Origin of the sequence: Microbispora sp. KK1-11 (assembly GCF_006874435.1) — a bacterium.
GTDB lineage: Bacteria > Actinomycetota > Actinomycetes > Streptosporangiales > Streptosporangiaceae > Microbispora > Microbispora catharanthi.
The window spans coordinates 168,116-191,337 of sequence record NZ_VIRJ01000004.1; the positions used below are offsets into that span (position 1 = coordinate 168,116).

The following is a 23,222-nucleotide window of genomic DNA, read 5'->3' on the forward strand; positions in this document are numbered from 1 at the left end:
GCGAACCCGGCCTCGGCGAGCGTCTCGCAGCGCCTGACGGTCGGGTGCCCGGCTCCGGTCACGGCACCAGGTCTTATTCGGTGTCCTCGAGGCGGAAGCCGACCTTCATGCCGACCTGGAAGTGGGCCACCTCGCCGTCCACGATGTGGCCGCGCACCTCGGTCACCTCGAACCAGTCCAGGTGCCGCAGCGTCTGGGCGGCCCGCCTGACGCCGTTGCGGATGGCCTGGTCGACGCTCTCGGCCGAGGTGCCCACTATCTCGGTCACCCGGTAGGTGCGGTCCGACATCACGTCCTCCTGCCTGTGCCTGTCGCGTGATCGTATCGCCGTGCGGGAGTCACCCCCGCCTCCCCCGGGGTCTACCGTGGAAATCGTGAATCCATGGCGCTGGTTGCGAAAAGACCGCGCGGTCGTTCACCAGGTGACGGACGCCCAGCCGTCGCTGTCCGACGACGTGCGCAAGCGGGAGATCAGCTATCTCATCAAGATGGGCATCCGGCTCGTGTGCCTCATTCTGGCGGTGGCGGTGCCGGCCCCCTGGCCCGTCAAGGCCCTGTTCGTCGCGGGGGCGGTTCTTTTGCCATACCTTGCCGTTATCGGGGCCAATCAGAGAGGTCACGAGCCTCCTCCGCCCCCAGACTTGACCTCGTCTAACCAAAACGAGATACCACGCCATCGACGCGAGATCGGGTCGTGACAAAGTCTTGACGCAACCCATGGGTTGGAGGTGTACAGTTTAGCCAAGCGCTCTGGTCCCCCGTCGGAGCGCTGGTGCCGGCGTTCCGGGCCCCCGTCGGAACGCCGATGAAGCGGCGCCGGGTGGTTTGCCCCCGTAACCACCCGGCGTCGCCCTTTTCCGACAACTTTGCACTGGTCTTGACCTCGCACAGGTCTCACAGACCGGCCGTCGCGGTCGTCCCCCGACAGGGACGGCCCTTCCGCCGAGCGGCCTCCGGCGCCCGCCCTTCCCCTCTACGCGGCGCGCCGGGGCCGTGGAAGCCGGAGTCAGGAGTCGGGGGTGTCCGTAGTCGCGCCCGCCTGCGCGGTCGCCTCCGCCCAGTCCTTCGCCATCCGGGACAGCCGCTCCACCACATCCGGCGGCGCGGTGCCGGCCCCCTGCGCCAGCCCCACCAGATAGGCGGTCAGCGGGGCGGCGGGCCGCGCCACTCCGTGCGCCACATCCCTGGTCAGGTCGAGCACCGCGGTCCGGTCCACCCGTGCGGGGTCGATGCCCAGCTCTCGGCAGACCAGTGCCGTCCATTCCTCCAGCACGTTCACGCGCACTCCCTTCACCCGCGCCCTCGCGCCCGCTCGCGGGCCGCGCGGAGATCGTCGACGGTGTCGCAATCGAACCACGGCGGGGTCTCCCCGGGCGCCACCGGCGGGCGCACGGGCGCCGGCCCCAGCGGGCCGAGCAGCCCGCGCAGCGACCGCCCCTCGTACGCGCCGAGCGCGGCCCGCAACGCGGCCGTCCGCCACGCGCCGGTCAGCCACTGCTCGCGGCCCTCGTCGTCCACGAGCACCGCGCCCGCGCCGTCCTCAGGCACGGCCGCCAGGAGCGCCCTGACGTGGCCGGCGACGACGAACGGCAGGTCGGCGGCGAGCAGGACGACCAGCGGGGACGTCACCTCGGCGAGACCGGCGCGCAGCGCCGGCACCGGCCCGCCGCCCGGCGGGTCCTCACGGGTGAACAGCACGCCCGGCATGTCCCTGGGCGGGCCCACCACGACCACCGCGCGGGCGTCGCGGACCGCCGACGCCACCCGCTCGACGAGGGGCAGCCCGCCGACGAGGGCGCCCGGCTTGTCCGCCCCGCCGAGCCGCTCGGCCCGGCCCCCCGCCAGGATCACGGCGTCGTACGGCGGCGGGGAGGCCGCCTCACCGGCGCCGGTTCCGGAACGGGGACGCACGGGTGCTCCCTGAACTCTCTCTCGTGGCTCTCGTGTGGGTCCGTCAGCCGCCGATGGCCGACATCGGGCGGGCCGGCTGGAGGAACGCGGGGTCGTCGATGCCGTGCCCGGCCCTCTTCCCCCGCACCGCCGCGACCCACCGCGCCACCAGTTCCTCGTCCGAGGCGCCCGAGCGCAGCGCCGTGCGCAGGTCGGACTCCTCGGTGGCGAACAGGCAGTTGCGGACCTGGCCGTCGGCGGTGATCCGGACGCGGTCACAGGCGCCGCAGAACGGCCGGGTGACCGAGCCGATCACGCCCACCCGGTGCGGGCCGCCGTCCACCAGGAACAGCTCGGCGGGGGCGCTGCCCCGTTCGCGCGGGTCGTCCTCGGTGAGGTCGAAGGAGTCCTTCAGCAGCCCGAGGATCTCATCGGCCGTGATCATGTCCTCCCGACGCCAGCCGTGCTGGGCGTCGAGCGGCATCTGCTCGATGAAGCGCAGCTCGTACCCCTGCTCGATGCAGTAGCGAAGCAGCGGGGCTGCCTCGTGCTCGTTGACGCCGCGCATCAGCACCGTGTTGACCTTGACAGGCGTGAGGCCCGCCGCCGTCGCCGCGGCGAGCCCGTCCAGCACGTCGCGCAGCCGGTCGCGGTGCGCCAGCCGGACGAACACGTCGCGGTCGAGCGTGTCCAGCGAGACGTTGACGCGGTCGAGACCGGCCCGCGCGAGCGGCTCCGCGAGGCGGGCCAGGCCGATGCCGTTGGTCGTCAGCGACACCTGGGGACGCGGGCGCAGCGCGGCGGTCGCGGCCACGATCTCGGCGAGTTCCCGCCGCAGCAACGGCTCGCCCCCGGTGAAGCGGACCTCCCGGATGCCGAGCCGCTCCACGCCGATCGTCACCAGGCGGACGATCTCCTCGCCGGTGAGCAGGTCGGGCTTGGGCAGCCAGTCGAGGCCCTCGGGCGGCATGCAGTACGCGCATCGCAGGTTGCACCGGTCGGTCAGCGACACCCTCAGATCGGTCGCGACCCGGCCGAACGAGTCAACCAGCACGAGAGGACCTCCAACCCCAGAGAGCCTCAAGCCTAAGCCCTGACGTCACGATGGCGGCAACCTCGGTCGCCCCGGCGTGATTCCCCCACCCGGGGACGGAACGGCTCCGCCCCCTCGGTCACCTGTCGCGGCGGCGCTCGATCCGCTTGCGGCGGGCCACCTCGCGGCGGTGCTCGGCCAGCGCGCGCTCGCGCTCGCGCCGGTTCACGCGCGCCTGGCCCTCGGTGCTCTCGCCCGTCCCCGGCTCGGGCGCCTGGATCCGAGCTCGTACGAACGAAGCCTGCGACCGCCGGTCCCAGCCGGCTCGTGTCAGGCGCCGGTTCCCAGGAGTTTGCCGAGAAGCGCGCTCAACTGGCCACGCTCCTCGGGTGTAAGAGGGTGGAAGGCGTCCTCGAGGAAGGCCGGGATCGACGTCTGGGCCTCGGCCAGCCGTCGCCGGCCCGAGTCGGTGATGGTGACGGCGTAGGAACGGCGGTCGCGGGGGTTGCGTTCCCGGCGCACGTGACCCGCCTGCTCCAGGTCGTCGCAGACGCCGACCATGACGCTGCGGTCGATGCGCAGTTCCTCGCTGAGCGTCTGCTGGGAGCAAGGACCGACGGCGTCGAGCATCTGGAGCACGAGATGCTGCCCGACGCCGAGACCTTCCTCGGTGGCGTGGTCGTCCGCGGCGCGCGCCACCGCTGCCGAGGCCCGGCACAGCGCGATGTCGAGCCGCTCGGCCGCTAGCCGCGGAAAGTACGTCACGCGCATCCGCTCGGCTGTCCTGGTCGTGGTCGCCATCGCTCTCCTCTTCGCTCTGCGACCAGTCTACAACAGACCATCTTCAATCCAATCGTTTGACAGAAGATGATTTGCAGCCATACGGTCCGGATCGTCTGTCAGCAAATTGTTTGTCCACAGATGGAGAGTGGTCGTGCCACTGACCGATGGCCGCAGACAGGCGGCCCTGATGGTGTTGTGCGCAGCGGTGTTCCTGGATTCGATGGACTTGTCCCTGATGGGCGTGGCATTGCCCGCCATCGGGCGCGATCTGTCGCTGCCGGAGAGCGTCCTGCAGTGGCTGATGTCCGGATACGCGGTCGCCTACGGCGGGTTCCTGCTGCTCGGCGGCCGGGTGGCGGACCTGTTCGGCCGCCGCCGCGTGTTCCTGCTGTCGCTGACGGTCTTCGCGGCGGCGAGCCTGGCCGGTGGGCTGCTGTCGGCGGGATGGCCGCTGGTCGTCACCCGGGTGATCAAGGGGGTGGCGGCCGCGCTCACCGCACCCGCCGCGCTGTCGCTCATCACCACCACCTTCGCCGAGGGGCCGCAGCGCAATCGGGCGCTGGGGGTCTACTCGCTGGCCGGGGCGACCGGCTACACCGCGGGGCTGATCGCCTCCGGCCTGCTGACCGAGATCAGCTGGCGGCTGGTGTTCTTCCTGCCGGTTCCGATCGCGGTGCCGGTCCTGGTGGTGGCGCCGCTGCTGCTGCCGCGCGGCCTCCGGCCGCCCGGGACGCGCGAGGGGTTCGACGCCGCCGGCGCGGTCGCGGTCACCGGCGGGGTGCTGCTGCTGGTGTTCGCTCTGACGGAGAGGAACCGGCCCGCCGGCCTGGTGGCCGTGCTGCTGCTGGGCGCCTTCGTGGCCATCGAGCGCCGGCGGCACGCGCCGCTGGTCCCGCTGGAGGTGTTCAGGTCCGGCACGGTGGCCGCCGCCAATCTCGCGGCCCTGGCCTGGGCGTGTGCGACGATCGGCTGGCAGTTCGTCGCCGTCCTGTACCTGCAGGGGGAACTCGGCTACAGCGCGCTGTCCACTGGGCTCGGGATCGTCCCGATGGGTTTGGCCATCGTCATCACCGCCAACCTCGCCGGCAGGCTGATCGCCCGATGGGGACTGGGCCGGGTGGCCGCGGCCGGGATGCTGGTCCAAGGGGCGGGAATCCTGCTGTTCCTGCGAGCCGGTGCCGGCGGCGCCTACCTCACCGTGCTGCTGCCCGCGCTGGTCGTCCACGGCGTCGGCAACGGGCTGTCGTTTCCCAGTCTCAACATCGCCGCGGTCGGCGGCCTGCCGGACGAGCGGCAGGGTCTGGCCTCGGGTCTGGTCACCTCCTCCGTACAGATCGGCGCGGGGATCGGCGTCGCGGCACTGGCCGCCGTCATGCCCCTGGGTGAGTCCGCACCGGCCGGTTACCGGATCGCGTTCCTGACGGCAGGCGGCTTCTCCCTGGTTGGCGCCCTCATCGCCGCGTACGGTCTGCGCTCGCGCCACCCCGCCCCCGTGGCCACCACCTGAAGGAGACACATCATGACGCTGGATCTCACCCCCGACGAGCTGTTGAGCACCACCCGTGCCGTCCGCAAGCGCCTGGACTTCAACCGGCCGGTGCCCCGCAAGCTCATCGAAGAATGCGTGGACCTGGCCGTGCAGGCCCCCACCGGGCGCAACCGGCAGCGCTGGCACTTCCTGGTGGTCACCGAGCCGGAGCGGCGGCGGGCCGTGGCCGACGTCTTCCTGCGCGCCCTGCCGCTGGCGACCGGGCAGCCGCTGACCGAGCGCGACCTGTGGCGCATGAACTATCACCGCGGCTCCACCGATCGCGTCTTCGACGGTCTGCGCCATCTGGCGGCCAACATCCATCGGGTGCCGGCGTTCGTCATCCCCGGCGTCGAGGGACGCACCGATCACGCCCCGGTGGCCGTGCAGGCGGGGGCGTGGGGCTCGATCCTGCCCGCCGTGTGGAGCTTCATGCTGGCCGCCCGGGCGCGCGGCCTGGGCACGGTCTGGACCACCGCGCAGGCGCCGCTCGAACACGAGCTCGCCGAGGTGCTCGGCGTGCCGTACGAGGAGGTCATGCTGGCTGCGTTCATCCCGCTGGCCTTCACCGTCGGCACCGACTTCAAGCCCGCCCCCCGCATCCCGCGGGAGGAGGTCCTGCACTGGGACCGATGGTGAACGCGTCAGGCCAGGCCGCCCGCGCTCCCGGGGCGGCCTGGTCAGGCCGGCACGGCTCGCACCACGTCGGCCACCTCGTCCACCACCGCCCGCGTGGGACGCTGGCACACCAGCCACGTGGTCATCACGGCCTCGGGCAGCCCCTCTACGGGCCGCCAGCGCCAAGCGGGCAGCCGCAGCGCGGCGACGTGCGAGGCGACCAGCGCGGCATCGGACCGCGTCGCCTGCGCGCAGGCCAGAACGTGCTCGGTGAACTGGGCGAATCGCCAGTACGGCCGGACTCCGGCGGCCAGCACGGCCGCCGTGACGCTTTCACGGGAGGGTTCCCGTTCACGGGCGTGCACGAGCACCCGCAGCGCGTGGAGATCACCGATCCGGTAGCGCGGCTCGTCGGCGAGCGGATGGCCGGGCCGCACCGCCAGCCCGAGGATTTCCTGCCGCAACAGCCACGAGCCGTGGTGACCAGGTGGCTGCCGGTGGACCAGGCACAGGTCAAGCCTGCCCTCGTGCAGCAGGCGGAGCTGGTCGAAGCTGGTGGCCTCCACGTAGTTCAGCTCGGCGTGGGGCAGCGTCCGGTCCACCGCCTCGACGACGGACGACAGCCAGGAACCAGGCGTCGCAGGAGGCACGCCGATGGAGACCACCTGGCGGGCCCGCGCCGCTTCCGAGACGATCTCCTGAGTGGTTGCGGCAAGACCGAGGATCTGCCGGGCGTGCTGCAGCAGCGCCTCTCCGCTCGGCGTCAGCCGCACCCCCCGTGACGTGCGCTCGAACAGCCGCTGCCCGAGTCGCCGTTCCAGATCCATGATCTGCCGGCTCAGTGACGGCTGCGAGACCAGCAAGCGCTGAGCGGCCTGATAGAACGAGCCCTCCTCGGCCACCGCGGCGAAATAGCGCAGGTGCCGGAGTTCCACGGCCTCTCCCCCGTCTGATCGCTCAGATATGCCTGCAGAACATACCAGGACTGCCTAGAAGGACTTGGACTGCGAGGGATGTCCGGCTCTGTACTGATGTCGACGGCCATCACCGATGGTGACGCGGAACGGTGAGCAGCTCTCCATGCTGCGTTCTTCGAGGAGCACGATGAGGCTTGGCGTGTGTTCGGCCTGCCTGCCGGAGCTGACGCCGCGGCAGGCGACCGAGGCGGCGGTCGCGGCCGGGTATGCCGGAATCGAATGGCGGGTCTCCACTGAGACCGGCTCACCGGGCCCGGCGCACTTTCTGACCAACAACCGCTGCACCCTTCGTCCGGAAGAAGGCGACATCCGCCGGGCGCGAGAGTTGTGCGACCGCGCGGGCCTGGCCGTCATCGGCCTCAGCGGCTACGTCCCGGCCGGCGACATGCGGGGAGTCGAGCGGCTGATGAGGCTGGCGGCCGAGGCGGGAACGCCGCGGGTACGGCTGTGGGCTCCGCGCATGACGGACGGCGGATTCCACCAGGCACTCGGCCTGGGCATCGAGTTCTTCGACAAGGTCGCGGCGCTGGCCGGCCGCTTCGGCGTCCAGGCACTGCTGGAGATGCACCAGCGGACGATCTGCCCCAGTGCGGCGCTGGCCAAGCAGGTCGTGGGACACCTGCCCCCGCACCTGGTAGGGGTCGTCTACGATCCCGGCAACACCGTGGTGGAGGGGTCGGAAGATCCCCGGATGGCGCTGCAGATCCTCGGCGAACATCTGGCGCACGTGCACATCAAGAACGCCGCCTTCGAACGTCCCGAGGGCGGAGGCCCATGGCGGCATCGCTGGACGCCGATGGATGACGGCGTGCTCGACGTGCCCGCGATCCTGCGGCTGCTCCACGACGCCGGCTACCGCGGATGGGTGTCGGTGGAGGACTTCAGCACCGACAGGCCACCGCGCGAGGCCCTCGCCTTCAACGCCGCCTATCTGCGCGGCCACGTCTCGTTCGAGGCCGCGGAGGGAGGATGGCGGTGAGTGCGAAAGGGGCGATCGTCACCGGAGGAGCGGGCGTCCTCGGCACGGCCATCGCCGCTCAGCTGGCCGCCGACGGATTCGACGTGACGCTCTTCGACGTCGACGAGGAGGCCGTCGCCGATGCGGCGGGCCGCCTGTCGGCACCCAGCGGCCGAACTGTCCGCGCCTTCCGGGTGGACGTGAGCGACCCCGAGGCGGTCCGCGAAGGAATCGCGCGCGCAGAGCACGCGGGCGGACGACTGGACTGCCTGGTGAACAACGCCGCCGTCAACGTCCGCCACTCCCTGGCCGGGCAGACCCCCGACGGCTGGGACGCGACGATGGCGGTGAACGTTCGCGGGCCGATGCTGCTGTGCCAGGCGATCCGGCCCTGGTGGCAGCGTCACGGCTGGGGACGGGTGGTCAACGTCGGCTCCCGCACCTGGCTCGGCGGCGGCCCGACGGGCTACGTCACCTCCAAGGCGGCCGTCGTCGGCCTGACCCGGACCCTCGCCGTCGAACTGGGCCCCATCGGTGTCACCGTCAACGCCGTGGCGCCCAGCGTGGTGGAGACCCCCTTGACCAAGGCGGGGCGTACGGGCAGGGAGTTCGAGGAATTCGCCGCCCGCCACCGGGCGATGACACCGCTGGGCCGGCTGGCCCGGCCCCAGGACGTGGCCGACGCCGTCGCCTTCCTCGCCGGCGACCGGGCGGGCTTCATCACCGGCGAGGTGCTGCACGTGTGCGGCGGCGCCCAGCTCGCCCCCTCAGCCTGACGGAGTTCCCGTGCCCTACTTCGAACACTCCGGCGTGCGCCTGTTCTACGCCGACTACCCGCCCGCCACCCCGGCCCGGCCGCCGCTCAATCTGCTCCTCGTGCACGGCATGTGGGGCGCGGCCGAAGGCTGGATCTACCAGATCCCCGCCTTGCGGTCCCACTACCGCACAGTGGCGATCGACCTGCGCGGCCACGGACGTTCCGGCAGCCCGCCGACGGGCTACGACGTCGGCGACCACGCCGAGGACCTGGCGGCCCTGATCCGCCACGCCGGCCTGGCGCCGGTCGTCGTGCTCGCCCACTCGATGGGCTGCTCGGCGGCCACCGTACTGGCCGCCCGTCACCCCGATCTCGTCCGCGCTCTGGTGATGATCGACCCCGACTACGCCGGTGACCCCGGCGATCGGGAGTGGATGGCCCGGCTGGCCGACGACCTGGAGGGCCCGGACGCCGACCAGGTCGCCCAGGACCTGTTCAGCGACCGCTTCCACACTCCGGCCACCCCCGGGCACCTGCGTACCTGGCATCTGCTGGAGGTCCTGTCGCGACCGGCCTGGCTCAGGGCACAGACCTTCCGGCACAGCGCCTTCGGTCCCGGCAGCCTGCGCTTCCGTCCCCAGGCCGAGCCGGTCCTACGCCGCCGCCGCCAGCCGGTGCTGGCCTTCCACCGCCACGCGGTACGGGCACAGATGGAACGGATGTGCCTGTCCCACGACTACAGCCAGGTGGTCCTGCGTCCGGAGGCGGGCCACTTCATCCACCAGGAACTGGTCGGCGACGTCAACGACTCCCTCATGCGCTGGCTGTCGGCCCTTCCCCGATAGCCCGCAGGAAAGGAAAGCAGCAGTGGCAGTCGACGAAAGCCTGGCACCGCCCGGCGCTCCGATGTCCTCTTCACCCGTCAAAGCCCGCGCCTGGGGCGTCACCGCTGTGCTGGTCCTCTCCGCGGTGGTGGTGTTCCTTGACAAGGCCCTGCTGGGCCTGGTCGCCAAGCCGATGAGCGCTGAGCTCGGCATGTCCGCCGCCGGTTTCGGCAGCCTGGGCAGCGCCTCCTACGTGCTGTTCGGCGTGACCTGCATCGCCGTCAGCTTCACCGCACAGCGGATCTCCCCGCGGTGGGTCCTGCTGGCCTGCGGCCTACTGTGGGCAGCCGGTCAGGTGCCCGCCGTCGTCGCCGCCACCGGCGGCATGCTGTACGCCAGCAGGATCCTGGTCGGGGCCGCGGAAGGACCGGCCAACCCGCTGTCCATGACCGTGCTGTACTCGTGGTTCCCCAACGAGCGGCGCGGCCTGCCGCAGGCGCTCTACACCGCGGGCGCCGCCGTCGCGAAGATCGCCATGGCGCCCCTCCTGACCTTGGTCATCATCGGATTCGGCTGGCGAGCCGGATTCCTCACCGTCGGAGCGCTCGCGCTCGGCTGGGCGCTGCTGTGGCTGGCCACCGGACGGCTCGGTCCGTACGGGGCCGCCCCCGGCAGGGGCGGCCGGCCGCAGCACCGTCAGGCCGCCGGCGTCCCCTGGCGCCGCGCGCTGCTCAACCGCACGTTCATCGGCTGCCTCATCGCCTACTTCGCCCAGAACGCGCTCGCCGCCATCATCTTCACCTGGCTGCCCTCCTACTTCGAGAACGCCCTCGGATTCTCCCCGGAGGCGGCCGGGTCGCTGTTCGGCCTGCCCAGCGCGCTCGGCATCGTGGCACTGGTCGCCTCCGGAGCGGTAACCGACCGGCTCCTGCGCGCGGGCATCACCTCCAGACGGGCCCGCGGCCTGCTCGGCGGCACCTGCCTGGCCGGCGCCGGCATCCTGCTGACCGGCCTGCCGCTGATTCACGCGCCGATCCCCGCCATCGCCCTCCTGATGCTCGGCTACGGCATATCCGTCACCGTCAACACCTTCGCCAACCCGGCCGTGGCCGAGCTCGTGCCGCCCCACCAACGAGCCGGCATCCTCGGCGTCTTCTCCGGGCTCAGCGTCACCGCCGGGATCGCAAGCCCCGTCATCACCGGATGGCTGCTGGACCGAGCCGCCACCCCACAGGCGGGCTACACGACCGCCTTCCTGCTCAGCGGCATCCTGCTCGCCCTCGCCGGAGCCCTGTTCGCCCTTCTGGTCCACCCCGAACGCGACCGCCACACCAGGAGCGACCATGTCCCAGCCTGAAATCCCCCACAACCGCAGCCCGCTGAACCTCACCACTGACGAACTGCTCGGCACGACCCGCGCGGTACGCCGCAGGCTGGATGTGACCAGACCGGTCCCGCGCGAGGTGCTCCTCGAGTGCACCCGCCTGGCCCAGCAGGCCCCCAGCGGACGCAACCGGCAGCGATGGGACTTCGTCTTCGTCACCGACCACGACCGGCGACGCGCCCTGGCCGACCTGTGGCGACGCGGCCTGACCAGCCCCGCCGCGCCGCAGTCCCACCAGGGCCCCAGCCGCCACGACTTCACCGCCGAGGCGGGCTGGCACGCGATCGCCGACAGCCTGCGCCACCTGGTCGACATCCTGGATCAGGTACCCGTCCTGCTGGTGCCCTGCATCCGGGTGGGATCGCGGGCGGAGCTCGACGATCCGGCGACACAGGCCGGCACCTGGGGCTCGGTGCTGCCCGCCGTGTGGAGCTTCATGCTGGCCGCACGCAGCCGCGGGCTCGGCACCGTGTGGACCACGCCGCACCTCAACTACGAACGCGAGGCGGCCACGCTGCTCGGCCTTCCGTACGAGACGACCGTCCAATGCGCGCTCATCCCCGTCGCCTGGACGATCGGCACCGATTTCAAACCCGCCCGCCGCGTCCCGGTCACGGAGGTCGTCCACTGGAACCACTGGCAGAGCGCGCAGTAGGCGGACGCGGCCGCCGCATCCGGGTCAGATCCGCCCCAGCAGGACGCAGCCCAGGGCGAGCAGCGCCAGGACCTTCACGGCCTCCAGCGCCACGTAGTAGAGGTGCGCCCTCGCCTGTGCCGCGCCGCCCACGGCGGCCGAGGCGGGGTTCATTCTCGCTCTCCTCTCGCGCACACGCGAAACCGGCGGGGCGGGCGGGGGCCGGGCTCCGGCGTCACCTCCAGCCGGTTCGCTGCCGCAGCCAGGCCAGCGCCGCCCGGCCCTGCGCGAGCTGGAACGCGCGGAGCGTGGGCAGGCCCGGCGGCGGGGGAAGGCTTCCCCGCTGCACAAAGTAGCCGGTCACGGCGGCCAGGACCGCGGTGACGGCGTCGCCGTCCGCCTTCGCCGCGACCGGGTGGCCGCCGAAGACCTCGGCCGGGGGCGGCCCACCCTGCATGGCCACGCTCGGGAGCATCGCGAGCAGGTCGAACCACGGGGCCGCCAGGCACGCCCAGGGCCAGTCCACCACGTGAACGCGCCCGTCCGCGGTGAGCAGCAGGTTGTCGGCCCGGAGGTCGGCGTGGGCCAGCGTGTCGCCCTCCACCGCCCGGTCCCAGACCGCCTCCAGCTCCGCCAGCCGGTCCAGGTGCCGCCGGGCCCAGGCGGCATCGGATCCGTCCATTACCAGGCCGTCCGGGCCGGCCGCCAGGCGCCGCCATCCCCGGTATTCCTCCGCGAACCGCTCGGCGGCAGGCGGCACGGCCACGGGCGCGGGGGTGAGCGACTCGGCCAGCTCGGCGATCGCGCCGAGCACCAGGTCCAGCTCGGCCGGAACCCAGGGCTGGGCCGGCGTGCGGCCCTCGACGTCCTCGAAAAGCAGCACCACCCAGCCGTCCTCGTCGAAGGACGCGAGCAGCCGGGGCGCGGGCGCCGAGGCCGGCAGTGCGGCGGCCACCCGGGCCTCCGACCGGTGGATGCCGGGGCTGACCGGGTTCGGCTCGGGCCCGACCGCCTTGACGAAGGCCCTTCCGCCCCCCGCGAGCCGCAGGCGGGCCGCCACGCCAGGGGAGAATCCGCCGGGCTGGGTGACGGCCTCGGTCACGCGGTCCCCCAGACGCAGCTCGACGGCCAGCCGCAGGTGCGCGGGCACCGCGGTCCACGGCAGCCGTACGCCGCCGGCGGGCGGGGGCGGGCCGTCGTCACCGGGGCGGCGATGCCGCTCCTGCTCGGTCCTGCCGCCGGGGTCCGGGGAATCGTCGCTCATTTCGGCATGATGGGCGGCGGGCGGGTAGGGCGGCAAACGACTTTCCGCCGCGATATTCGGTTGGGATTCCCGCCCGCGCCCGGCACAGTGGATCTCGACCGAGGAGGAGTTTCCACCATGCCGAAGCACATCGCCCCGAAGTTGCTGTCCTGGGCGAGCGAGATCGACGACGGAACGATCGACCAGGCCGCCCGGGCGGCGCGCCTGCCGTTCGTGCCCGGTCACGTCGCGCTCATGCCGGACGCGCACGTGGGCATCGGCGCGACGGTCGGCTCCGTCATCCCCACGGAGGGCGCGATCATCCCGTCCGCCGTCGGCGTGGACATCGGCTGCGGCATGGTCGCGACCGAGACCACGCTCACGGCCGCCGACCTGCCCGACTCGCTCGACCCGCTGATGCGGCTGGTGGAGCGGCGCATCCCTGCGGGCGTGGGCAAGGGGCACGACGACCGCGCGGTGGACCGCGCGCTCGGCGAGCTGGGCCGGCCGCACACCGGCCTGACGCCCAAGCAGGAGAACACCGTGGCCTGCCAGTTCGGGACCCTCGGCTCGGGCAACCACTTCGTGGAGGTCTGCCTCGACGAGCGCGACCGGGTCTGGACCGTGCTGCACTCGGGCTCGCGCGGGATCGGCAACCAGCTCGCCACCGCGCACATCAACGGCGCTAAGCGGCTCATGCGGAGCCTGGGGATCGGGATGGAGGACTACGACCTGGCCTACTTCACCCAGGGCACCCCGGAGTTCACCGCGTACATCGAGGACATGCTGTGGGCGCAGCGCTACGCCATGGCGTCGCGGGCGCGGATGGACAGGGTGCTGAGCGACGCGCTGTTCCGCGTCGTCGGCGCCGGGGCCCGGGTCCGGACGATCAACTGCCATCACAACTTCACCCAGATGGAGACCCATCAGGGCAAGGAGCTGTGGATCACCCGTAAGGGCGCGATCAAGGCGGACACCGGGGACGAGGGCGTGATCCCGGGCTCGATGGGCACCCGGTCCTACATCGTGCGCGGGCGGGGCAACCCGCTGTCGTACAACTCCTGCTCGCACGGCGCGGGGCGCAGGATGTCCAGGAGCCGGGCCAAGCGCGAGCTGTCGCCGGCCTCGCTCAGGGAGGCGATGCGCGGCCGGACCTGGAACTCCGACCGCGCCGCCGCCCTGGTCGACGAGCACCCCGAGGCGTACAAGCCGATCGACCAGGTGATGGCGGACCAGAAGGACCTCGTGGAGGTCCGGCACACGCTGCGCCAGGTCTTCAACTACAAGGGATGAACGGAGGGGCGCCGCCGTTCGGCCCCCACGGGCTCGGGGGTCACGGCCGCGCCGGCCGGGCGCAGGACGAAACCGCTCGCCACCCGGGCCGGGATCCGGTACGGCGAGATGGTGAGGTCCTGCTCCGGCACGGTGTAGTCCAGCCGGGCCAGCCGCGGCGCGAGGGCCTCCAGCAGGCCCACGGCGACCGGCTCGCCCGGGCACCGGTGGCCGGCCGCCGGGTCGCCCCCGCCCTGCGGGATCAGGTCGTACGGGCCGATCTCGCGTCCGATGAAGCGGCGCGGGTCGAAGGCGCAGGGGTTCGGCCAGAGCGCCGGGTCGTGGTTCTGGCCCCAGACGTCGAGCAGCACGAGCCAGTCGGCCAGGATCTGCTCGCCCTTCCAGGTGAGGTCCTTGACGGCCTTTCCCGCCACGAACGGCGCGAAGGGGTAGAAGCGCCGCACCTCATGCGCGAACGCCTCGGCGTACGTGCCGTCGGCGTCCTCGGTCAGGCGGACGCGGGTGACCGGCCAGTAGTGCAGCGCGTGCGCGGCGAACGTGACGAACCAGCTCACGGCGACGGTGGGACGCACCAGGTTGAGCAGCTCGACCGCCGCGATCCGGGGCGCGAGCGGCTCCCCGTCGGGCTCCCGGTGGCGGGCGGCCACGGCGAGCGCCGAGGTGTCCGGCACCCGCAGGTCCCCGCGCCGCACGTCCTCGACCAGTCCCGCCAGCCACGCCTCGCGGCGCTCGCGGGCGGCGCGGGCCCGCCAGTGCCGCGGCCCCGGTGACCCGAAGCCGTCGACCATCGCGACGAGGTCGGCGGCGAGGGGCCCGGTCTCCTCCTCGGTGAGCGGGATGCCCGCCCACCGGCACGCCCCCCGGGTGATGACGCGGGCGGCCTCGTCGAAGAGCACGACGTGTCCCCTGTCCGGCCACGTCGCCACCGCCACGTCCCACGCCGCGGCGGTCTCGCCCACCAGAGCGGCGACGCTTTCGGGCGTCATGAGCGACATGAACATGCCCTTGCGCGCCCGGTGCGCGGCCTGGTCGAGCGTGTGCACCGCGCCGTGGCCGAACAGCGTGCTCTTGATCGGCTCGGGCAGCGCGGGAGCCCGCTGGACGTGGTTGTCGTCGTAGAAGAAGCGGACGGCGTCAGGCCCGCGCAGCACGACGGCGCGCTGGCCCATCAGCCGGGTGTGGACCATCTCTCCCTGGGTCTCCCGCCAGCGGGCCGGCAGCCAGGCGTAGCCCTCGAGCAGCAGGAGCAGCGTGGTGTCGAGCAGCGGCATATCGTCCTGCCTGCCCCGATTCGCCCCGGGGAAACGGCCCGATCGGGCCGGTACGGCGTCAGCCCCGGATGCAGACGCCGCCGTTCAGCGTGAAGCCGGTGGGATCGGGGTTGGCGCCCGTGAGGGTGCCGTTGAAGCCGATCTGCACCGACGCGCCGCCCTGGATCACCGAGTTCCACGGCATGGCCGCGGCGGTGACGTCCTTGCCGGACTGCGACCAGGTGGCCGACCAGCCACTGGAGACCTTCTGTCCCGCGTCGGGGAGGACGAAGCGCAGCGTCCAGTTGTTCATCGGCGTCTGACCGAGGTTGATGATCTTCACGGTGGCCGAGAAGCCGCCGCTCCACGACCACGCCGTGTACTCGATCTTGCAGCTCACCGGAGGCGGCGTGTACGGCGGGAAGCCGCCCGACGCCACCGTCGTCACCAGGTCGGACGGCAGGCTGAGGTTGCCCGCTGCGTCCTTGGCCACCACGAAGTAGACGTACGACTGACCGGTGACGAGGTTGCCCTCGGTGAAGTACCTGGCGGTGCCGGAGGCCGCGCCCGCCCGCGTCCAGCCCGTGTCGGTGCGCCGGTAGACGTCGTAGCCGGTGACGCCGACGTCGTCGGTGGACGGCGTCCAGCAGAACGACGTGCCGCGGAAGTCGGGCAGGCAGTTCGCCTGCATCCCGGTCGGTTTGGTCGGCGGGGTCGTGTCGCCCGTGCCGGGGCTCGGCGAGACGGACATGCCGGTGACCGCCGTGGTGCTGAACGGCGCGGTGGGCGGGCTGGTGTTGCCGTCGGCGTCCTTGGCCACGATGAAGAAGGTGTAGGTGCGGCCGATGGTCAGGCCGGTGATCACGGTGATCGTGGACGTGGTCGAGGTCGCCTTCACGAAGCCGTCGGGCGTGAGGCGGTAGACCTCGTAGCCGGTGACGCCGACGTCGTCGGTGGACGGCGTCCAGCACAGGCCGACCACGCCCTGAGGCGTGCCGCCCGTGGGCAGGGGCGGCGGGCAGGGCCGCACCTCACCCGGCGTCGTGGGCGTACCGGCGGAACCCGTCCCGGACGGCTGCGGCGACGGTTCGCCCGCGGACGCGGAAGCGGCGTACGCCGTCGTCACACTCGTCGCGAGGACGGGCGGCGCGGCGATGTTGGCCGCCAGCAGCGCGGCGGCGATGGCGCCCGCCGCGGTCCACGCGGCCGGCCACGACAGTCTGGACACGAGCCACCCTCCGGGACGATCCGCCGACGACATCGCCCGGATCATCGGTTCGCCGGGGCGGGCCCGTCAACTGCGCGCGCATCCGTGCCCGTCATTCCGTAAGGAACTTGAAACTTTCAGCGCGGTGGGCCGTTGTTACCGTCACCAAATGAAGATCGTGGTCACCGGCGCGGCCGGTTTCATCGGGAGCCGCGTCGCCGGGCTGCTGCGCGACGCCGGGCACGAGGTGCGGGGCTTCGACCTGCGCGGCGGCGAGGACGTCACGGCGGGTGACGTGCGGGACGAGGACGCCGTCGGCCGCGCGATCGACGGCGCCGGCGCCGTCGTGCACCAGGCGGCCAAGGTCGGCCTCGGCGTCGACGTGCGGGACCTCCCGGAGTACGTGTCGGTCAACGCGCTCGGGACCGCGGTGCTGCTCGCCGCCATGGCGCGGCGCGGGATCGCCCGGCTGGTCCTGGCGTCGTCGATGGTGATCTACGGCGAGGGCGTCTACGACTGCGCGGAGCACGGCCGCCTGCGCCCCGGCCCCCGGGACGAGCAGGACCTGGCCGCGGGGCGGTTCGAGCCGGCGTGCCCGCGCTGCGGGCGGGCGCTGACGCCGGGGACCGTGGACGAGGACGTCCCGGCCGATCCGCGCAACGCGTACGCCACGAGCAAGCTCGCCCAGGAGCACCTGACGGCGAGCTGGGCCCGCGAGACCGGCGGGGCGGCGGTCGCCCTGCGCTACCACAACGTGTACGGCCCCGGCATGCCGCGCGACACCCCCTACTCGGGGGTGGCCGCGATCTTCCGGTCCGCGCTGGAGGCCGGGCGGGCGCCGCTGGTGTTCGAGGACGGCGGCCAGCGCAGGGACTTCGTCCACGTCGGGGACGTCGCGGCGGCCAACCTCGCCGCGCTGGACGCGCTGGAGTCCGCCCCGCCCGGGCGGCTTCGCGCGTACAACGTGGCCAGCGGCGAGCCCCGCACGATCGGCGACCTGGCGGACGCGCTCAGCGCCGCCCGGGGCGGACCGGCCCCCGAGGTGACCGGCCGCTACCGGCTCGGCGACGTGCGGCACATCGTGGCCTCCCCGGACCGCGCCGCCGCCGACCTCGGCTTCCGGGCCCGGGTGCGCTTCGCCGACGGCATGCGCGCGTTCGCCCACGCGCCGCTGGCCGGCTGACGAACGGCTCGCCTACCAGGGCGACCGGACGAACCCCTGCAGCAGCAGGCCGGCCACCGCCTGCGCGGCGAGCAGCCGGCGGTCTGCCGTACGCCCGGCCGCTGCCACGACCCACAGGGCGTACGGCAGCCAGATCCGCTCCACCTCGCCCCGGGTGATACCGCTGACGTCGAGGGCGAGCACCGCGGCCAGCGCCGCCACGGGCAGGATCCGCTCCCCGGCCCGCCCGGGCGCCACCAGCCCCACGGCGGCGGCGGGGCCGGTCACCAGCGCGAGCACGGCCAGGTCGGCGACCAGGAAGTACAGGTACGGCCGGGCCGCGCCGGGGTCGGCCGCCCACTCGGCGTGGGTGGCGAGCACTCCGGCGGGCCACCAGAACCCCCCGGCGGCGAACAGGGCGCTCACCCCCGCCATCCCGGCCAGGCAGGCGGCCACGGTCGTGCGCGGCACCCCCGTCGTGATCGCCGCCGCGAGGGGGACGAGCAGGTAGGGCACCAGGCCGTAGCTGAGGTAGGGCAGCGCGCCCAGGGCCAGCCCCGCGCCGAGGCCGAGCACCACCCGGCCCGCCCGGCTCCGCGCGCCGAGTACCAGCAGCGCCGTCCCCCACGCCCCCACGCCCGCGAAGAACGCGTCCATGGTCGTCGCGATCCACACCGCCGCCGGGCACAGGGCGAGGTACGGCAGCGCCCGCCTGGCCGCCTCCTCCCCCGCGACGCGCCACACGGCCAGCCCGATCGCGACCGTGGCCGAGCATCCCGTCACGACCACGAGGACGGCGGCCCAGAACGGTCCCGGCAGCCCGGCGGCCGCCAGCGCCCACAGCACCAGCACCGGCAGCGGCGGATGGCCGCGCACGTGCGTGGGATAGGCCGGCAGGTCGCGGGTGAACCCGGCGAGCCAGCCGAGGGGGTCGTCGCCCACGGCCCCGAGCCCGGCCAGATATTCCTGCGGATGGGTGAACGGCCACGCCAGTCCCTCCCCCGACACGGCCAGCAGGACGGTCCACGCGAGCGACGCGCCGAAGGCCGCCGCCAGCGCCGCGCGCATCGGCAGGTGCGCGGCCAGCCGGGGCAGCGCGGGGACCGCGACCGCGGCGAAGGCCGCGGCGGGAAGCAGCGCGAGCGTGGGCAGGCGCGCCAGCGCGTGCAGCGGCGGGAGGTGGTCGATGCGCAGCAGCCCGCGGGCGTGCAGCAGACCGCCCACCGCGAACGCGCCCGCCACCAGCGCCGCCCAGGCCGCCAGTGCCCGCCGCCCCGCCATCGACCGTGCCGTCACGACCGACACGGTAGGCGCGCCGGGGCCGCCCTCCCCGCCCCTGGGACGGCTCCGTAGTCACTTCGTAAGAACTGGGCGGCCCCGGCGGCCCTAGCTTCTGCGGCATGCAGATCGATGTGGTGCTTCCCTGCCTCGACGAGGCGGCGGCGCTGCCCTGGGTGCTCGGCCGGATGCCGGACGGCTGCCGCGCCATCGTGGTGGACAACGGGTCCACCGACGGGTCGGCCGAGGTCGCCGCCCGGCACGGCGCGCTCGTGGTGACCGAGCCCAGGCCGGGCTTCGGCGCCGCCTGCCACGCCGGCCTGGCGGCCGCGACCGCCCCCGTCGTGTGCTTCATGGACGCCGACGCCTCCCTCGACCCGCGGCAGGTGCCGTACGTAGCGGAGGGGGTGGTGAGCGGCGCGGCCGACCTGGTGCTGGGCCGCCGCAGGCCCGTCACCGGATCGGCGTGGCCCGCGCACGCCCGGCTGGGCAACCGGGTGCTCGCCTGGCGGCTGCGCCGCCGCACCGGGGCCCCGCTGCACGACCTCGGCCCGATGCGCGCGGCCCGCCGTACGGCGCTGCTGGCCCTGGGCCTGCGGGACCGGCGGTTCGGCTACCCCCTGGAGATGGTGCTGCGGGCGAGCGAGGCGGGCTGGCGCATCCGCGAGGTCGAGGTCGACTACCTGCCGCGGGTGGGCCGCTCGAAGGTGACGGGCACCGTACGCGGCACCGTCCGGACGGTCCGCGACATGTGGCGGGCGGCGTGAAGACCAAGGCCATGACACAGATCGTCGTCATCGCCAAGGCGCCCGTGCCCGGAGCGGTCAAGACCCGGCTCACGCCGCCCTACACCGCGCGGGAGGCCGCCGCGCTCGCGGAGGCGGCGCTGCGCGACACGCTGTCGGCCGTCGCCGCCGCCCCGGCCGCGCGCCGGGTGCTGGCCCTGCTCGGCGAGCCGGGGCCCTGGCTGCCCGCGGGATACGACGTGGTCGCGCAGCGGGGCGACGATCTGGCCGCACGGCTGGCCGCCGCCTTCGCCGACGCGTGGGCGGCCCTACCCGTCCCGGTCGTGCTCATCGGCATGGACACCCCGCAGGTCACCCCCGCGCTGCTGGCCGAGGCCGGGCGGTCGCTGGGCGGGCACGAGGTCGTCGTCGGCCCGGCCGCCGACGGCGGGTTCTGGCTGCTCGGGCAGCGCAGGCCCGACCCCGGCCTGCTGGCCGGGCTGCCGATGTCCCGGCCCGACACCGGGGCGCTGCTCATGGAGCGGATCCGCGCCGCGGGCGTGCGGGCCGCCCTGCTGCCCGAGCTGACCGACGTGGACACCGCCGCCGACGCGCGCGCGGTGGCCGCGCGGGTCCCCTCCTCGCGGTTCGCGGCGGCGCTGGCGGCCCTCGGCGCGGACGTCCCCTCGTGATCGGCCCCCTCTACGCCGAGTCGCTTGACGGCGCACGGGTCGAGGTCGAGTCGGCCGACGGCGGCACGTGGCCGCTGGAGTCGGGGCGCTGGCTCGACGGCGCCGAGGGGGACGAGGCCATGCTCGCCCGCTGCGCCGACCCCACGCTCGACGTGGGCTCGGGACCGGGGCGGCTGACGGTGGCGCTGACGAGGCGCGGGGTGCGGGCGCTCGGCATCGACGTCACCCCCCGGGCCGTCCGGCTCACCCGGCTGGCCGGCGGGCGGGCCCTGTGCCGCGACGTGTTCGGCCACGTGCCCGGTGCCGGCCGCTGGGGCACCGTGCTGCTGGCCGACGGCAACATCGGCATCGGCGGCGACCCCGACGCCCTGCTGCGGCGGGTCCGCGAGCTGCTCCGGCCCGGTGGCGAGGTCGTCGCCGAGCTCGATCCGCCCGGCGCCGCGACCCGCGTGGAACGGGTCCGGCTGCGCCGGGAGGGCAGGGTCACCGGGTGGTTCGCCTGGGCACGGGTCAGCGTGTCCGACATCGGGCCGCTCGCCGGGCGCACCGGCTTCCGCCCGGAGGAGGTGTGGACCGAGGCCGGCCGCTGGTTCTCCGTCCTGAGCTGAACCGCGTACGGCGACCGTTCGCCCGCGGGTCATCCGATCGCGCCGCCTCGAAAGACCCCCGTCCCTGCGACACCCGGTTCAGGGACGGGTGTAGAGACGGTAGGTGGCCAGGATGTTGAGCCGGTGCAGGTTCCGGCACAGGTAGAGCATGCCGCGCCGGGCCGGGTCCTGGGGGATGCGATACCGCGCGAGCGCGGCGGACAGCTTCGGGTCCAGGCCCTCCGTCCACGGGTCGGTGCACGCCTCCATGGTCTCCTCCAAGGTACGGCCCGCTTCCACGGCTCCGAGCACCTCGTCGTGCAGCCGCTCGAGATAGGCGAGCAGCGCGTCGATGGCCGCATGGCCGTCCCCGGAGGGCCCGTGACCCGGCACGATGGTCACCAGATCGGGCAGCGCGTCCTTCATCCGGCGGAGGGTGCCGGCGTACGGCTCGGGACCGCCCTGCAGCAGCATGTGGGCGGTCCCCGCGTGACACAGGAGGTTCCCCGTCCAGGCGACCCGGGCGTCGGGCACGTACACGACCGTGTCGCCGGGCCCGTTCCCGGGGCCGAAGTGCCACAGCTGCACGGCTCGCCCGCCCAGGTCGATCTCGGCGAAGCCGTCGAACACGACGTCGGGAGTGCGCCATCGGGTCACGGTGTCGAAGAGCGCCTCGTCGCCGTACATGTTGCCCGACCTGACCCGCTTCTCGTAGTCGAGGTCGGCCATGTTCTCCTTGTTCGGCCGCGACGACACGATGACGGTGTCGGAGGGGAACGCCATGTTCCCGAAAGTGTGGTCACCGTGGTAGGTCGTGTTGACCAGGAACCGCAACGGCCGGTCGGTCAGCTCGGCGACCAGCCCCTGGATCCGCCCGGACACCTCCGGGGTGATTCCCGCGTCCACGACCAGGGCGGCGTCCCTCCCGACGACGAGCCCGTTGTTGTCCTTGGGGGGGATGGTCGCCATCAGCGCGTGGACGCCGTCCGCGAGAGCGTGCGGGATCAGCCGCAGGCCCGAGGGCGAGAGGTTCGGTCCCGAGTATCCGCTCGGCCGCTCGGCCAGCTCGCGTTCCGGGATGTGCGTCGTCGGGTTCATCCCTCGCTCCTCAGCAGACGGGCGGTGAAGGGGTTGAGCTCGATGGGGCCGTCCTCGCCGATGACGACGGTGCCGCCGAGATTGGTCAGGCGGTCGCCGATGACGGCGTTGGGCTCGAAGGCGAAGGTCATTCCGGGCATCAGGGGAAGCTGACCGCCCATGGTCGGCAGGTCGAACAGCCGGCCGTACCGCGCCGCCTCGGGCAGCCTGCGCAGGCCGGCGCCGAAGCCGCCGACGGGGCCCATCGGGTTGAGCGTGTGCACCAGCGGGTGGACGTTCCACGCGCCGGCGTCGCGCAGCGGCCCCTGCATGGCCTCCACCAGGTCGCCGAAGGTCCCGCCCGGGCGGGCCGCGGCCAGACCCGCTTCGTAGCCGGCGCGGGCCACCTTCGCACCGGTCTCGATGTCCGGGTGCGGCTCGCCCACGGCGATGGCCACCTGGTGCTGGGTCTCCTTCATCCCGAAGCGGCAGAACACCTCGGCCATGACCACGTCGCCCTCCTCGACGACGCGCGGCGCCTGGGGGCGGTAGGACCAGGCGGGCGGCCCCCAGGAGACGAAGCCCGGCCCTGACGACAGCAGCATGCCCGGGGCGGCCAGACCGCGCCGGAACGCCGCCGCCATGCCGGCCGCATAGATCTCCGCCTCGCTCACCCCCGGCCGGGCGGCTTCCACCATGGCCTCGGCCATCGCGTCGCCCGTCTCGGCCGAATACCGGATGACCGCGAGCTCCTCCTCCGACTGCCGGATGGTGGCGAGCAGGTAGCTCAACCCGACGGGTTTGAAGGTCACTTCCGGCAACTCGGCCAGCACCTGGGACCACAGCCCGTACGGCATGATCGGATTGATGTGAAACGGCGGGTAGGGGTCCAGCCCCAGCACCCCGACGGACGCCGTCTCCAGGTGGTGTTCCCTGAGGACCTCCGCCACGCCTGCCGCGTGCTTGGCCACCCGGATGCGCTCCGGGGGGATCCACAGCTCCTCGCCCCGCCTGCTCGCCTGGATATGGTCGGCGACGGGGAGCGTCGACCAGGTCAGCTCGACGGGATCGGCGTCGCGGCAGAACACGACGATCGCGCCGGGCCGGTCGTTGGTGAAGTAGGCGTCCGGGGCGAAGGGGGCGAGATCCACGCACTCGTGCTCGCCGTACGCGATGAGCGCCTGCACGCCCTCGGCTTCCATGATGCCGCGGGCGAGCGCCCAGCGGCGGTCCCGCTCCGCCAGTGAATAGGTGGGAATGCTCATGCCGCCGAGGCTAGGAACGGACGCGTCCGCACCGCCTCCGTCATGTGACGGTAGTGG

26 protein-coding genes are annotated in these 23,222 nt (G+C 73.3%); 13 read left to right on the forward strand and 13 right to left on the reverse strand.

The features are described from left to right. Window positions 1-73: 73 nt before the first annotated feature. Window positions 74-289, reverse strand: a complete 216-nt coding sequence (locus FLW16_RS08415) for a dodecin (protein ID WP_139573056.1) — start codon at window positions 287-289, stop codon at window positions 74-76. 85 nt (window positions 290-374) lie between these two features. Between FLW16_RS08415 and FLW16_RS08420 the strand changes: the two genes are divergently transcribed. Continuing rightward, entirely contained in the window at window positions 375-698 is a 324-nt protein-coding gene (locus FLW16_RS08420) for a DUF3099 domain-containing protein (protein WP_260615027.1), read from the forward strand. A 308-nt stretch (window positions 699-1,006) separates the two neighbouring features. Here the strand turns inward: FLW16_RS08420 and FLW16_RS08425 are convergent, their stop codons facing one another. The 4 genes from FLW16_RS08425 to FLW16_RS08440 form a co-directional block, all read right to left on the reverse strand. Then, window positions 1,007-1,279 carry a DUF6457 domain-containing protein gene (locus FLW16_RS08425; RefSeq protein ID WP_142559357.1) on the reverse strand — a complete coding sequence of 91 codons (273 nt, stop codon included), beginning with the start codon at window positions 1,277-1,279 and terminating at the stop codon, window positions 1,007-1,009. Between the two features lie 11 nt (window positions 1,280-1,290). Next, entirely contained in the window at window positions 1,291-1,911 is a 621-nt protein-coding gene (locus tag FLW16_RS08430) for a molybdenum cofactor guanylyltransferase (RefSeq protein WP_142559359.1), read from the reverse strand. A gap of 43 nt (window positions 1,912-1,954) precedes the next feature. After that, the gene (gene moaA / locus FLW16_RS08435; RefSeq protein WP_142559361.1) at window positions 1,955-2,944 is read right to left on the reverse strand and encodes a GTP 3',8-cyclase MoaA; all 990 of its coding nucleotides are present in this window, start codon (window positions 2,942-2,944) and stop codon (window positions 1,955-1,957) included. Window positions 2,945-3,253: 309 nt separating this feature from the next. Next, window positions 3,254-3,724 (reverse strand): MarR family winged helix-turn-helix transcriptional regulator, encoded by a 471-nt coding sequence (locus FLW16_RS08440; protein WP_142559363.1) that lies wholly within the window; start codon window positions 3,722-3,724, stop codon window positions 3,254-3,256. 133 nt (window positions 3,725-3,857) lie between these two features. Between FLW16_RS08440 and FLW16_RS08445 the strand changes: the two genes are divergently transcribed. Beyond that, window positions 3,858-5,213: an MFS transporter gene (locus FLW16_RS08445; RefSeq protein ID WP_142559365.1), complete on the forward strand. Its 1,356-nt coding sequence runs from the start codon at window positions 3,858-3,860 to the stop codon at window positions 5,211-5,213. A gap of 12 nt (window positions 5,214-5,225) precedes the next feature. Beyond that, a complete protein-coding gene (locus FLW16_RS08450; protein ID WP_142559367.1) occupies window positions 5,226-5,873 on the forward strand; it encodes a nitroreductase family protein in 648 nt (215 codons plus the stop codon). A 41-nt stretch (window positions 5,874-5,914) separates the two neighbouring features. Here the strand turns inward: FLW16_RS08450 and FLW16_RS08455 are convergent, their stop codons facing one another. Continuing rightward, window positions 5,915-6,787: a LysR family transcriptional regulator gene (locus FLW16_RS08455; protein WP_142559369.1), complete on the reverse strand. Its 873-nt coding sequence runs from the start codon at window positions 6,785-6,787 to the stop codon at window positions 5,915-5,917. 169 nt (window positions 6,788-6,956) lie between these two features. On the opposite strand from FLW16_RS08455, the gene FLW16_RS08460 reads away from it, so the two are divergent. Genes FLW16_RS08460 through FLW16_RS08480 form a run of 5 tightly spaced genes read left to right on the forward strand, consistent with a single transcriptional unit; the run spans window position 6,957 to window position 11,407 of the window. Continuing rightward, entirely contained in the window at window positions 6,957-7,808 is an 852-nt protein-coding gene (locus FLW16_RS08460; protein ID WP_142559372.1) for a sugar phosphate isomerase/epimerase, read from the forward strand. After that, window positions 7,799-8,563 carry an SDR family NAD(P)-dependent oxidoreductase gene (locus tag FLW16_RS08465; RefSeq protein WP_142559374.1) on the forward strand — a complete coding sequence of 255 codons (765 nt, stop codon included), beginning with the start codon at window positions 7,799-7,801 and terminating at the stop codon, window positions 8,561-8,563. The genes FLW16_RS08460 and FLW16_RS08465 overlap by 10 nt, the downstream gene beginning before the upstream one ends. Before the next feature lie 10 nt (window positions 8,564-8,573). Further along, complete coding sequence (locus FLW16_RS08470) at window positions 8,574-9,389, forward strand: alpha/beta fold hydrolase (RefSeq protein ID WP_142559376.1); 816 nt, start codon at window positions 8,574-8,576, stop codon at window positions 9,387-9,389. Between the two features lie 22 nt (window positions 9,390-9,411). Further along, window positions 9,412-10,725 carry an MFS transporter gene (locus tag FLW16_RS08475; protein ID WP_142559378.1) on the forward strand — a complete coding sequence of 438 codons (1,314 nt, stop codon included), beginning with the start codon at window positions 9,412-9,414 and terminating at the stop codon, window positions 10,723-10,725. Further along, on the forward strand, window positions 10,712-11,407 hold the full coding sequence (locus tag FLW16_RS08480; RefSeq protein ID WP_142559380.1) for a nitroreductase family protein: 696 nt from the start codon (window positions 10,712-10,714) through the stop codon (window positions 11,405-11,407). The genes FLW16_RS08475 and FLW16_RS08480 overlap by 14 nt, the downstream gene beginning before the upstream one ends. A gap of 24 nt (window positions 11,408-11,431) precedes the next feature. On the opposite strand, the gene FLW16_RS45040 is transcribed toward FLW16_RS08480, so the two are convergent. Both FLW16_RS45040 and FLW16_RS08485 read right to left on the reverse strand, forming a co-directional pair. Continuing rightward, window positions 11,432-11,560 carry a hypothetical protein gene (locus FLW16_RS45040; protein ID WP_260615031.1) on the reverse strand — a complete coding sequence of 43 codons (129 nt, stop codon included), beginning with the start codon at window positions 11,558-11,560 and terminating at the stop codon, window positions 11,432-11,434. Between the two features lie 61 nt (window positions 11,561-11,621). Further along, entirely contained in the window at window positions 11,622-12,650 is a 1,029-nt protein-coding gene (locus FLW16_RS08485; RefSeq protein WP_221890958.1) for a phosphotransferase, read from the reverse strand. A gap of 117 nt (window positions 12,651-12,767) precedes the next feature. Between FLW16_RS08485 and FLW16_RS08490 the strand changes: the two genes are divergently transcribed. Further along, the gene (locus tag FLW16_RS08490) at window positions 12,768-13,922 is read left to right on the forward strand and encodes an RtcB family protein (protein ID WP_142559382.1); all 1,155 of its coding nucleotides are present in this window, start codon (window positions 12,768-12,770) and stop codon (window positions 13,920-13,922) included. On the opposite strand, the gene FLW16_RS08495 is transcribed toward FLW16_RS08490, so the two are convergent. Both FLW16_RS08495 and FLW16_RS08500 read right to left on the reverse strand, forming a co-directional pair. Then, window positions 13,910-15,193 carry a cytochrome P450 gene (locus FLW16_RS08495; protein WP_142559384.1) on the reverse strand — a complete coding sequence of 428 codons (1,284 nt, stop codon included), beginning with the start codon at window positions 15,191-15,193 and terminating at the stop codon, window positions 13,910-13,912. The genes FLW16_RS08490 and FLW16_RS08495 overlap by 13 nt on opposite strands. A 58-nt stretch (window positions 15,194-15,251) precedes the next feature. After that, complete coding sequence (locus tag FLW16_RS08500) at window positions 15,252-16,400, reverse strand: cellulose binding domain-containing protein (RefSeq protein ID WP_185949323.1); 1,149 nt, start codon at window positions 16,398-16,400, stop codon at window positions 15,252-15,254. 148 nt (window positions 16,401-16,548) lie between these two features. Between FLW16_RS08500 and FLW16_RS08505 the strand changes: the two genes are divergently transcribed. Continuing rightward, window positions 16,549-17,562, forward strand: a complete 1,014-nt coding sequence (locus tag FLW16_RS08505) for an NAD(P)-dependent oxidoreductase (protein WP_142559388.1) — start codon at window positions 16,549-16,551, stop codon at window positions 17,560-17,562. Between the two features lie 12 nt (window positions 17,563-17,574). Here FLW16_RS08505 and FLW16_RS08510 read toward each other — a convergent pair whose 3' ends face one another. Beyond that, window positions 17,575-18,837, reverse strand: coding sequence for a hypothetical protein (locus tag FLW16_RS08510; RefSeq protein ID WP_142559390.1), 1,263 nt, complete (start codon window positions 18,835-18,837; stop codon window positions 17,575-17,577). Between the two features lie 104 nt (window positions 18,838-18,941). Here FLW16_RS08510 and FLW16_RS08515 point away from each other — a divergent pair, with 104 nt between their 5' ends. Genes FLW16_RS08515 through FLW16_RS08525 form a run of 3 tightly spaced genes read left to right on the forward strand, consistent with a single transcriptional unit; the run spans window position 18,942 to window position 20,844 of the window. Next, window positions 18,942-19,586, forward strand: a complete 645-nt coding sequence (locus tag FLW16_RS08515) for a glycosyltransferase family 2 protein (protein WP_142559392.1) — start codon at window positions 18,942-18,944, stop codon at window positions 19,584-19,586. After that, on the forward strand, window positions 19,583-20,236 hold the full coding sequence (locus tag FLW16_RS08520; RefSeq protein WP_312847124.1) for a TIGR04282 family arsenosugar biosynthesis glycosyltransferase: 654 nt from the start codon (window positions 19,583-19,585) through the stop codon (window positions 20,234-20,236). The genes FLW16_RS08515 and FLW16_RS08520 overlap by 4 nt, the downstream gene beginning before the upstream one ends. After that, window positions 20,233-20,844, forward strand: a complete 612-nt coding sequence (locus tag FLW16_RS08525; protein WP_221890959.1) for a methyltransferase domain-containing protein — start codon at window positions 20,233-20,235, stop codon at window positions 20,842-20,844. Before FLW16_RS08520 ends, FLW16_RS08525 begins: the two co-directional genes overlap by 4 nt. 78 nt (window positions 20,845-20,922) lie before the next feature. Here the strand turns inward: FLW16_RS08525 and FLW16_RS08530 are convergent, their stop codons facing one another. Together FLW16_RS08530 and FLW16_RS08535 are read right to left on the reverse strand one after the other, a co-directional pair. Beyond that, on the reverse strand, window positions 20,923-21,921 hold the full coding sequence (locus FLW16_RS08530) for an MBL fold metallo-hydrolase (protein ID WP_142559394.1): 999 nt from the start codon (window positions 21,919-21,921) through the stop codon (window positions 20,923-20,925). Further along, window positions 21,918-23,165, reverse strand: a complete 1,248-nt coding sequence (locus FLW16_RS08535; RefSeq protein ID WP_142559396.1) for a Xaa-Pro peptidase family protein — start codon at window positions 23,163-23,165, stop codon at window positions 21,918-21,920. Before FLW16_RS08535 ends, FLW16_RS08530 begins: the two co-directional genes overlap by 4 nt. Between the last annotated feature and the right edge of the window lie 57 nt (window positions 23,166-23,222).

Excerpts from the sequence above, each read along its gene's own strand:
- FLW16_RS08415 (WP_139573056.1), bottom strand. The coding sequence starts at position 289 with ATGTCGGACCGCACCTACCGGGTGACCGAGATAGTGGGCACCTCGGCC.
- FLW16_RS08440 (WP_142559363.1), bottom strand. The coding sequence starts at position 3,724 with ATGGCGACCACGACCAGGACAGCCGAGCGGATGCGCGTGACGTACTTT.
- FLW16_RS08450 (WP_142559367.1), top strand. The coding sequence starts at position 5,226 with ATGACGCTGGATCTCACCCCCGACGAGCTGTTGAGCACCACCCGTGCC.
- FLW16_RS08460 (WP_142559372.1), top strand. The coding sequence starts at position 6,957 with ATGAGGCTTGGCGTGTGTTCGGCCTGCCTGCCGGAGCTGACGCCGCGG.
- FLW16_RS08465 (WP_142559374.1), top strand. The coding sequence starts at position 7,799 with ATGGCGGTGAGTGCGAAAGGGGCGATCGTCACCGGAGGAGCGGGCGTC.
- FLW16_RS08480 (WP_142559380.1), top strand. The coding sequence starts at position 10,712 with ATGTCCCAGCCTGAAATCCCCCACAACCGCAGCCCGCTGAACCTCACC.
- FLW16_RS45040 (WP_260615031.1), bottom strand. The coding sequence starts at position 11,560 with ATGAACCCCGCCTCGGCCGCCGTGGGCGGCGCGGCACAGGCGAGGGCG.
- FLW16_RS08485 (WP_221890958.1), bottom strand. The coding sequence starts at position 12,650 with ATGAGCGACGATTCCCCGGACCCCGGCGGCAGGACCGAGCAGGAGCGG.
- FLW16_RS08490 (WP_142559382.1), top strand. The coding sequence starts at position 12,768 with ATGCCGAAGCACATCGCCCCGAAGTTGCTGTCCTGGGCGAGCGAGATC.
- FLW16_RS08495 (WP_142559384.1), bottom strand. The coding sequence starts at position 15,193 with ATGCCGCTGCTCGACACCACGCTGCTCCTGCTGCTCGAGGGCTACGCC.
- FLW16_RS08505 (WP_142559388.1), top strand. The coding sequence starts at position 16,549 with ATGAAGATCGTGGTCACCGGCGCGGCCGGTTTCATCGGGAGCCGCGTC.
- FLW16_RS08515 (WP_142559392.1), top strand. The coding sequence starts at position 18,942 with ATGCAGATCGATGTGGTGCTTCCCTGCCTCGACGAGGCGGCGGCGCTG.
- FLW16_RS08530 (WP_142559394.1), bottom strand. The coding sequence starts at position 21,921 with ATGAACCCGACGACGCACATCCCGGAACGCGAGCTGGCCGAGCGGCCG.
- FLW16_RS08535 (WP_142559396.1), bottom strand. The coding sequence starts at position 23,165 with ATGAGCATTCCCACCTATTCACTGGCGGAGCGGGACCGCCGCTGGGCG.